The organism is Arthrobacter sp. 2YAF22_2, assembly GCF_052114645.1.
Classification (GTDB): domain Bacteria; phylum Actinomycetota; class Actinomycetes; order Actinomycetales; family Micrococcaceae; genus Arthrobacter.
Map to the genome: position 1 here is coordinate 1 of NZ_JBFRFD010000102.1, position 8,610 is coordinate 8,610.

9 protein-coding genes and 1 tRNA gene are annotated in these 8,610 nt (G+C 65.9%); 6 read left to right on the top strand and 4 right to left on the bottom strand.

The genetic code is table 11. The annotated features are described in order from the left end of the window. Window positions 1-39 precede the first annotated feature (39 nt). The 5 genes from AB4Y86_RS06255 to ppk2 all read left to right on the top strand — a co-directional run bounded on the left by AB4Y86_RS06255 (window position 40) and on the right by ppk2 (window position 4,050). Complete coding sequence (locus AB4Y86_RS06255) at window positions 40-1,533, top strand: glyceraldehyde-3-phosphate dehydrogenase (protein ID WP_441401073.1); 1,494 nt, start codon at window positions 40-42, stop codon at window positions 1,531-1,533. Between the two features lie 67 nt (window positions 1,534-1,600). Then, a complete protein-coding gene (locus AB4Y86_RS06260; RefSeq protein ID WP_441401074.1) occupies window positions 1,601-1,810 on the top strand; it encodes a hypothetical protein in 210 nt (69 codons plus the stop codon). A 150-nt stretch (window positions 1,811-1,960) separates the two neighbouring features. Beyond that, complete coding sequence (locus tag AB4Y86_RS06265; protein WP_441401076.1) at window positions 1,961-2,758, top strand: HNH endonuclease family protein; 798 nt, start codon at window positions 1,961-1,963, stop codon at window positions 2,756-2,758. Window positions 2,759-2,854: 96 nt separating this feature from the next. Beyond that, window positions 2,855-3,142, top strand: a complete 288-nt coding sequence (locus tag AB4Y86_RS06270; RefSeq protein ID WP_441401078.1) for a hypothetical protein — start codon at window positions 2,855-2,857, stop codon at window positions 3,140-3,142. Window positions 3,143-3,156: 14 nt separating this feature from the next. Next, window positions 3,157-4,050, top strand: coding sequence for a polyphosphate kinase 2 (gene ppk2 / locus AB4Y86_RS06275; RefSeq protein ID WP_441401080.1), 894 nt, complete (start codon window positions 3,157-3,159; stop codon window positions 4,048-4,050). A 12-nt stretch (window positions 4,051-4,062) separates the two neighbouring features. On the opposite strand, the gene def is transcribed toward ppk2, so the two are convergent. The 4 genes from def to orn all read right to left on the bottom strand — a co-directional run bounded on the left by def (window position 4,063) and on the right by orn (window position 6,818). Further along, window positions 4,063-4,635, bottom strand: coding sequence for a peptide deformylase (gene def / locus AB4Y86_RS06280; protein ID WP_441401082.1), 573 nt, complete (start codon window positions 4,633-4,635; stop codon window positions 4,063-4,065). Between the two features lie 44 nt (window positions 4,636-4,679). Next, window positions 4,680-5,834 (bottom strand): acyl-CoA dehydrogenase family protein, encoded by a 1,155-nt coding sequence (locus AB4Y86_RS06285; protein WP_441401084.1) that lies wholly within the window; start codon window positions 5,832-5,834, stop codon window positions 4,680-4,682. A gap of 132 nt (window positions 5,835-5,966) precedes the next feature. Further along, a tRNA-His gene (locus AB4Y86_RS06290) sits at window positions 5,967-6,039 on the bottom strand. Window positions 6,040-6,170: 131 nt separating this feature from the next. Further along, window positions 6,171-6,818, bottom strand: a complete 648-nt coding sequence (gene orn / locus AB4Y86_RS06295; protein WP_441401086.1) for an oligoribonuclease — start codon at window positions 6,816-6,818, stop codon at window positions 6,171-6,173. A gap of 186 nt (window positions 6,819-7,004) precedes the next feature. Here orn and mptB point away from each other — a divergent pair, with 186 nt between their 5' ends. After that, complete coding sequence (mptB, locus tag AB4Y86_RS06300; protein ID WP_441401088.1) at window positions 7,005-8,570, top strand: polyprenol phosphomannose-dependent alpha 1,6 mannosyltransferase MptB; 1,566 nt, start codon at window positions 7,005-7,007, stop codon at window positions 8,568-8,570. Window positions 8,571-8,610 lie beyond the last annotated feature (40 nt).

An 8,610-nucleotide genomic window follows, 5' to 3' on the forward strand; every position in this document is an offset into this window, starting at 1 on the left:
CACGAGGACGTGTGCGGTGGATTTTAGGAAGGTAGTTCTGTGAGCCAGACGTCAGATTCTTGTCTTGATACGTGGATGGGCCGGGAGGCCCTCGCCGAGGCCATGATCCCGGTGATCGGCCGGCTGTACCGCGAAAACAACGTGGTGACTTCCATCCACGGCCGGAGCCTGATCAACAAGTCCACGATGAACATCCTGAAGGCGCACCGCTTCGCCCGCCGGATGAGCAAGGAAGAGCTGCGGCTCGAAGAGACCGCACCCCTGCTGGATGCCCTCACCAAACTGGACCTGGGCGCGGCGGCCATCGACATCGCCCGCCTGACCGAGAAGTACCGTGCCGAAGGCGACGGCGTCAGCCTGGACGCATTCCTGCGCGAAGAGCTCGCCGAAGTTGTCGGCAAGCGCGGCGGCGACGACCGCACCAGCACCGACGTCGTCCTGTATGGCTTTGGCCGCATCGGCCGGCTGCTGGCCCGCCTCCTGATCGAAAAGGCCGGCGGTGGCCACGGCCTGCGTCTGCGTGCGATCGTGGTGCGCCGCGGCTCCGACAACGACCTGACCAAGCGCGCCAGCCTGCTGCGCCGCGACTCGGTTCACGGCTCCTTCGAAGGCACCATCAAGGTGGACCTCGAGAACGACACCATCACCGCCAACGGCGTCCAGATCCAGGTGATCTACTCGGACAACCCGGCAACTGTCGACTACACCGCCTACGGCATCCACGACGCACTGGTGGTCGATAACACCGGCCGCTGGCGCGACGCCGACGGCCTCTCCCAGCACCTGCAGAGCAAGGGCGTCTCCCGCGTGCTCCTCACCGCGCCGGGCAAGGGCGAGCTGAAAAACATCGTGCACGGCATCAACCACGCAACGATCACCGATTCGGACAAGATCGTCTCCGCGGCGTCGTGCACCACCAACGCCATCACCCCGGTGCTGAAGGCGATCAACGACCGCTACGGCGTCGTGCACGGCCACGTCGAAACGGTGCACTCCTTCACCAACGACCAGAACCTGATCGACAACTTCCACAAGGGTGACCGCCGCGGCCGCTCAGCCGCGCTGAACATGGTGATTACGGAGACCGGTGCCGCAAAGGCAGTAGCGAAGGCCCTGCCGGAGCTCCTTGGGAAACTGACCGGAAGCTCCATCCGGGTGCCCACCCCGGACGTGTCCCTGGCCATCCTGAACCTGAGCCTGGAAAACGGCACCACCAGGGATGAAGTCAACGACTACCTGCGGGAGATGTCGCTGCACTCGGAGCTGCGGAAGCAGGTCGACTACATCGATTCGCCCGAGGTTGTCTCCACCGACTTCGTCGGCTCCCGCCGCGCCGGGATCGTCGACGGCCTGGCCACGATCTCCAACGAGAAGAACCTCGTGCTGTACGTCTGGTACGACAACGAGTTCGGCTACAGCTGCCAGGTAGTCCGCGTCATGGAAGAAATGGCCGGCGTGAACCCGCCGTCGTTCCCGGCCAAGGATGCCGCAGCAACGTTGGAGGCGGCAGGCCTCCCGGTCGAGGTCGGATAACCGCATTTTGAGGACGTTCCCGGCCGGGCCTCTGGAAACGGCCGGGAATGGGCACCACAATGGAGCCATGGAACAGAACTCGGCTGTGGAGCACGAAACCACCCTGGAACATGCCCTCGACGTGGCACGGCGGAACGCCAAGGAAGCCAAGCGCCTCCTTGACGACGCCCGCGCCAAGCGCGAGGCCGGCGAGGTCGACGACGCGCGGGTCAGCCAACTGGAAGGGCTGATGGCCCTCGCCGAGGAGGACCTCCGCCGGGTCACCAAGGAACAATGACCGCGCAGCCCTGAGCTCCCGGCCCGGGAGCCCTTGGGACTGGTGCACCGGCGCTGGACCTGTCCTGCACACTGTGGAGATCCGGTCCGGCGTCGGTGCTGCGTCCTAGGCTGTGAGGGTGCTGCAGACCCATCCTGCGCGGAAACGTCCGTGACCGCCACCTGGACCGACTTCCGGCGCGCTCGGCGCCGGTCCCGCCAGGCGTGGGCCCTGCTGACGGCCGGACTGCTGGCGCTGGCCGCCACCGTTGTCTGGTTCTTCACCGCGGGCCAGTTTGCCGTGGCAGAGCCGCCGACCGCCGGTCCCCGTGACGCTCCGGTGCTCGCGGCGGGCTGGATGAAGGCCGTCGCGCCGGTGCGGCCGGTGCCTGATGGGCTCGCGGCGGATGTGCTGGAGACCCTGCCGGTCAAGGGCCGTGCAGCCGCGAACGGCTATGACCGCAGCGCCTTCGGCCAGGCATGGCTCGATGTCGACGGCAACGGCTGCGACACCCGGAACGACATCCTCCGCCGCGACCTGCCCGACGCCCGGTTTACCGAAGGGTCCCGCTGCCGGGTCGGGGCCGGGTCCTTCCAGGAGCCCTACACCGGCCGGACCATCGAGTTCCAGCGCGGAGCGGAGTCCAGCAAGGCGATCCAGATTGACCACGTGGTGGCACTGGGGGACGCCTGGCAGAAGGGCGCCCAGTTCTTGACGGCCGTGCAGCGCCAGCATCTGGCGAACGATCCGTTGAACCTGATCGCCGTCGACGGACAGGCAAACCAGGACAAGAGCGCTTCCGACGCCGCCACCTGGCTGCCCCCCAACAAGGCGTTCCGCTGCCATTACGTCGCCCGGCAGATCTCGGTCAAGGCAGCCTACGGACTGTGGGTGACGCCGGCCGAAAGGGACGCGATGAGGCGTGTCCTGGGCGCCTGTCCGGAGCAGCGGACCGTGGTGCCACGCTGACCCGGCACGGGTCCGAAATCCGAGCTCATTGACATGCCGGTCCGGCGGGTCTACGACTGTGGCTGTCGGAACGGTAATCCAACCAAGGAGGACAAGATGGCGTACGGAGTGGTGCACTTTTTCGCGGGGGGAACCAAGGAGCAGTACGAGGCGTCAATCGCCGCGGTCCATCCCGGCGAAGGCCGCCTGCCGGAAGGCCAGGTCTTTCACGCCGGCGGCGCCTCGGCCGGCGGCTGGACCATCATGGCAGTCCATGAATCGAAGGAGAGTTGGGAGAAATTCCGCGACGGCGTCCTGATGCCCAAGATGCAGGCGGGCATCGACGGCGGTTTTACTTCCCCGCCGGAAGAAACCGTCGTTGACCTGTACAAAGTGATGCCCTGACCATCCGGCCAACCGTGGCACATGGCAAAGGCGGCGCCGGGAAGGGCGCGGCACGGGGGAAGACGCGGGCTAAGCGGGCCAAAGGCGATGCGCCACGGCGGGCCGGGCGGTTACCGCTCGATGTTTACGAGACCGAACTAGCGCGGCTGCAGGCCGAGCTGGTCGCGTTGCAGGAATGGGTGCGCAGCACCGGGGCGCGCGTCCTGGTGATTTTCGAGGGACGCGACGCCGCGGGCAAGGGCAGCGCCATCAAGCGGGTTACGGAGTACCTCAACCCGCGTGTCGCCCGCATCGTCGCGCTGCCCGCCCCGACCGAACGGCAGCGCGGCGAATGGTATTTCCAGCGCTATGTGGAGCATCTGCCGGCGGCGGGAGAGATCGTCCTGATGGACCGCTCCTGGTACAACCGCGCCGGCGTCGAGCAGGTGATGGGATTCTGCACGCCCGCGGAACACAAACGCTTCATGGCCCAGTGCCCGGTCTTCGAGCGGCTGCTGCTCCAGGACGGCATCCTGCTGTTCAAATACTGGTTCTCGATCAGCCACGCGGAGCAGGAACGGCGCTTTAGGTCCCGGCTGGAGGACCCGCTGCGGCAGTGGAAGCTTTCGCCGATGGACCGGGAGGCGATCCTGCGGTGGGAGGACTACTCGCGGGCGAAGGACGACATGTTCATGCAGACGGACACCGCCGAATCGCCATGGTTTGTGGTCGAGGCCGAGGACAAGCGTCGGGCCCGGATCAACATGATCGCCCATCTGCTTTCCAGCATCGACTACGCCGAAGTCCGCACGGAGCCGGTGACGTTGCCGGAAAGGCCCAAGGCTGTCAACTACACCCGTCCACCGCGGGATCTCTTCCGCTACGTTCCGGATCACGCGGCCGCCCTCCTGGAACCGCGCGAAGAGTAGCCCGCCGGTGCGCTAGTGGCCGAAGGGATCCGGGTCCACGCCGGGCATCCACGTTAGTCCGGGCACACCCCAGCCGCTTTTCTTGGCCTGCTTCATCGCCTTGCGGGAGTAGCGGTCGATCAGCCGGTTGACGTACAGCTTGCCGTCGAGGTGGTCGTATTCGTGCTGGATCACCCGGGCGAACCAGCCGGTCGCCTCGAACTCGATCGGCTTGCCCTCGCCGTCGAACCCTTGCACCCGCGCCCATTCGGCGCGCTTGAGCGGGTACTGGCCGCCGGGGAAGGACAGGCAGCCTTCCTCCTCCTCATCCGGATCCGGCAGTGCACCGGAGACCTTGGAGAGGGTGAGCACCGGGTTGACGACGACACCGGACGACGGCGCGCCGTCGTCGTTTTCGAATTTGTACACAAACAACCGCCGGCCCACCCCGACCTGGGGTGCGGCGAGGCCCACGCCGTTGGCGGCGTCGTTGGTCTCGAACATGTCCGCGATCAGGGTGCGCAGTTCGTCGTCGAAGACTTCGACTTCGGCGGCCCGGCGGTGCAGCACGGGTTCGCCCCAGATCGTGATGGGAAGGACTGTCATGGCGGCTGGTTCCTTTGATGCTTTGCGTGTGCGTGCCCGGGTGGTCAGTCGGCGATGGTGCGGCCGATGACGTCGCGCATGATTTCGTTGGTGCCGCCGAAAATGGTGAGCAACCGGGCGGCGAGGTAAGCCTGGGCCACCGGGTATTCCAGGATGTAACCGTAGCCGCCGTGCAGCTGCAGGCACCGGTCGGTGATGGACTTGGCCCGCTCGGAGGCCCACAACTTGGCCCGCGCCGCCGAGGCGGCGTCGAGTTCGCCGGCGTTGAAGGCCAGCATGGCCCGGTCCACGTAACCCTCCGTGACCTCCACCTCGGTGAGGATGTCGGCGAGTTCGAACCGGCTGTTCTGGAAATCGATGATCCGCTCGCCGAAGGCGTTCCGCTCCTTCGTGTACGTCACGGTCGCCTCATAGACGGCCCGGACGACGGCGGAACTGGCGACGGCGATGGCCAGCCGGCCCTGGGGGAGCTGCTCGGCGGCGTACTGCAGGCCCTTGCCTTCCTCCCCGACCAGGTCGGCGTGCGGCACCCGGACGTTGTCGAAGAACAGTTCCGCCGTGTCGGAGGCCTTCAGCCCCATCTTGTCCAGCTGCTTGCCCGTGTTGTAGCCCTCGCCCTTCCGCACCATGAACAGCGAGAAGGAGTCGCGGCCGCCCCTCCCGGTGCTCCCGTCGGTACGGGCCAGGACCAGCGCCGCGTCGCCGGAGATGCCATTGCCGATGAAGGTTTTCTGGCCGGTAACCAGCCAGTCGTCGCCGTCGCGAATGGCCTTGGTGCGGACGCCGCGCAGATCCGAACCGGCGCCGGGTTCGGTCATGGCGATCGAGGTGACCGTTTCGCCGGAGACCATGCCGGGCAGCCACCGGGACTTTAGTTCGTCGGAGCCGTAGGCCAACAGGTGGGGGAGGACCATGTCATCGTGCAGGTGGAAGGCCAGGCCGACAGCCAGGTGGTCGCGTCGGGCGAATTCCTCGTCCAGCACGGCGCGGTAACGGTAGTCGTCCACGCCCATGCCGCCGAACTCCTCGGGGACGGCGAGGCCCAGCAGGCCCTGCTCGCCGGCCGCCGTCCAGAGTTCGCGGGACATGATGTGGTCCTGGTCCCATTGCCCGTAGTGCGGGGCAACCGCACGCGCGTCGAACTCCGCGGCCATCTCACGGAACATCTCGTGGTCTTCTTCAAAGAGCTGGCGCTTCATCGCGGTTCCTTCCTCACGGACAACAGTGGACAGATAACGCCGTATAGACACCGCCGTACAGACACCAAAGGCCGCACCGGATATCCGGTGCGGCCTTAGGCAAGGTCGGACAACTCTGCCGTCCTTGGTGAGGGTGAGCGACGGGGGTTGAACCCGCGACCTCCTGGACCACAACCAGGCGCTCTGCCAACTGAGCTACGCCCACCATGTGCCGTCTCACTCCCTCCGGCGAACCGGCGGGCTGAAAAGGCAACGACCAATAGCTTACCTGCTGTTCGGGGATGGTTTTGCCAATTTTCCGTATTTGGTCGGAAATTTCTCCAAACGTGGTGGAGATTACTCCGCCGGTGCCGGAGCCTGCGCTGCCGTCGCTTCGGGTGCCGGTGCCATGATCGACTTCGCGATCCTCTGCGCGGTGGCGCTGTCGGGACCGGGCGCGGGCACGAAGACTGCCTCCCGGTAGTAACGGAGTTCGTCGATGGAGTCCTGGATGTCGCCCAGGGCGCGGTGGCCGCCGAGCTTGGCCGGGGACTGGAAGTACGCCCGGGCGTACCAGCGCCGGGAGAGCTCCTTGATGGTGCTCACATCGATCACCCGGTAGTGCAGGTGCTCGACCAGTTCCGGCATGTCGCGGACCAGGAACACCCGGTCGGTGCCCACCGAGTTGCCGCCCAGCGGGGCTTTCTTCGGGTCCGGCACCCACTTCTTGATGTACTCGAGCACCACCGACTGGGCTTCGGCCATGGTCTTGCCGCGCGGGAGTTCATCGAGCAGCCCGGAGCGGGTATGCATGTCGCGCACAAAGTCGTTCATTTGGGCCAGCGCAGCGTCGTCCGGTTTGATCACGACGTCCACGCCGTCGCCGAGGATGTTCAGTTCCGAGTCCGTTACCAAGGCCGCCACTTCGATTAGGGCGTCGTTCGTGGTGTCCAGTCCGGTCATTTCGCAGTCGATCCACACGATGCGTTCATTAGATATAGGCACCCGCCCAGCCTACAGTTCCGGCGCCGCTGAGCGCTCCGGTGCTACGATTTCGGATACGCGGCCCTCGGAATTTTCCGGCGTGGCCGCGTGCCCCGTGACTGCACTGCCGGCCGGAAGGTGGCCCAGAACCAGCGGGCCAAAGCGGCCGGCCACAACTAGCCCGACAACAGATTGGACGATCCTGAGATGACGGCGCCTGTACCTGCGGTGGCGGAATCGGCCGCCGGCAGGTCCCGCACCTCCCCAGCGGCGGCGGCCGCTGATGTGGACAACGCCCGGTCGCCGATCCTGTCGGGATTCCTTGGCTCGATGTTCATGGCCGTCGGTTCGCTCGGCGTCGGCTGGCTGGCCCCGGTCTCCGAATTGCGGCGGGTGCCCTTGTTCATCTGGATGCGGACCGAGGCCGTGGGCACCGGGCTGAGCATTGTGCTCCTGGCCGTCGGCGGTATGCTGCTGGTCCGTGCCTGGCTTCGGCTGGGTCAGCGGGTGCGGAGCTGGGGTGCCGGCGCCCGCAAGGCAACGCTGCAGGCGGTGGTCGCGTGGGGGCTGCCGATGATGTTTTCCGTTCCGTTGTTCAGCCGCGACGTGTACGCCTACATCGGCCAGGGCCGCCTGATGGTGGAGGGCTTCAACCCATACGAAAACGGCATCTCGGCGCTATCAAACTACTTCCAGTTGGGCGCCGACAAGATGTGGACCGAGGCGCCGGTGCCGTACGGGCAGCTCTTCCTGTGGATCGAGCAGTTCGTCGTCTGGTCCACGAACGTCCAACCCGAAGCCAGCATCATGCTGTTCCGGCTCGCCGCCCTGGTCGGCATTGTGCTCTGCATCATCTACGTACCGAAACTGGCTGACCTGCACGGTGTCAACCCGCACCGGGCCCTGTGGCTGACTGCCGCCAATCCGCTGTTCCTCACGAACTTCRTCGCCAGCGTGCACAACGACGCCCTGATGATCGGCCTGGCCCTCGCCGGGTTGTACTACTGCGCGACCAAGCGGGTGCTGCTGGGCCTGGTCCTGGTCACGCTGTCCATCTCGGTCAAACCCATCACCATCGTGTTCCTGCCGTTTATCGGCCTGCTGTGGGCGGGCAAGAACGCCGGCTGGTCGCGCAAGTTCATCTTCTGGGCGCTCACTGGGGGCATCAGCTTCGCCCTGCTCTACGCGATGAGCCTGGTCAACGGGTTCGGGTTCGGCTGGATCAATGGCCTGTCCGCGCCGGGCAGCATCTGGATCTGGTACGCGCCGGTCGGTTTGCTCGGACTCATCGTCGCCTCCATCTTGAACGCCTTCAACCTCGACGGCTGGGGGATGGCCAAGTGGGTGTACGACGCCGGGAAGCTGCTCGCGCTGGGCATCGTCGCCTGGCAGATCTTCCGCGGAGACTACGACCGCCTGATGCGTCGCCTCACGCTTGCCTTCGCCGCCGTCGTGTTCCTGGCACCGATGATCCAGTCCTGGTACGTTGTCTGGCTCATCCCTTTGTTCGCGGTCACCGGCATCCGGGATGACTGGCAAGTGAAGGCGGTGTATTTCATGGTGTCCTTCTTCATGGTCTACGCCATCTCGGACCAGCTGGAAGTGTTTCCCTACCTGCAGACCGGAGACCTTGGCCTGGCACTGGCGCTGGCCCGCAACGCTGCTGCCCTGATCGCCCTGCTCTTCGCGCTGTACCTGATCTTCCTGGATCCGAAAACCAAGCAGCTGTTCAGCAAACCGGCGGAGCCCGTCACCACCCGTCCGGTCATCTAGCCGTCGCCCTCACCGGTCCGCCTCGGAAGGAGCCAATGTC

What these genes read in the sequence shown, in the direction of transcription:
- AB4Y86_RS06260 (WP_441401074.1), top strand. Translation starts at nt 1,601, where the DNA reads ATGGAACAGAACTCGGCTGTGGAGCACGAAACCACCCTGGAACATGCC.
- AB4Y86_RS06270 (WP_441401078.1), top strand. Translation starts at nt 2,855, where the DNA reads ATGGCGTACGGAGTGGTGCACTTTTTCGCGGGGGGAACCAAGGAGCAG.
- def (WP_441401082.1), bottom strand. Translation starts at nt 4,635, where the DNA reads ATGACAGTCCTTCCCATCACGATCTGGGGCGAACCCGTGCTGCACCGC.
- AB4Y86_RS06285 (WP_441401084.1), bottom strand. Translation starts at nt 5,834, where the DNA reads ATGAAGCGCCAGCTCTTTGAAGAAGACCACGAGATGTTCCGTGAGATG.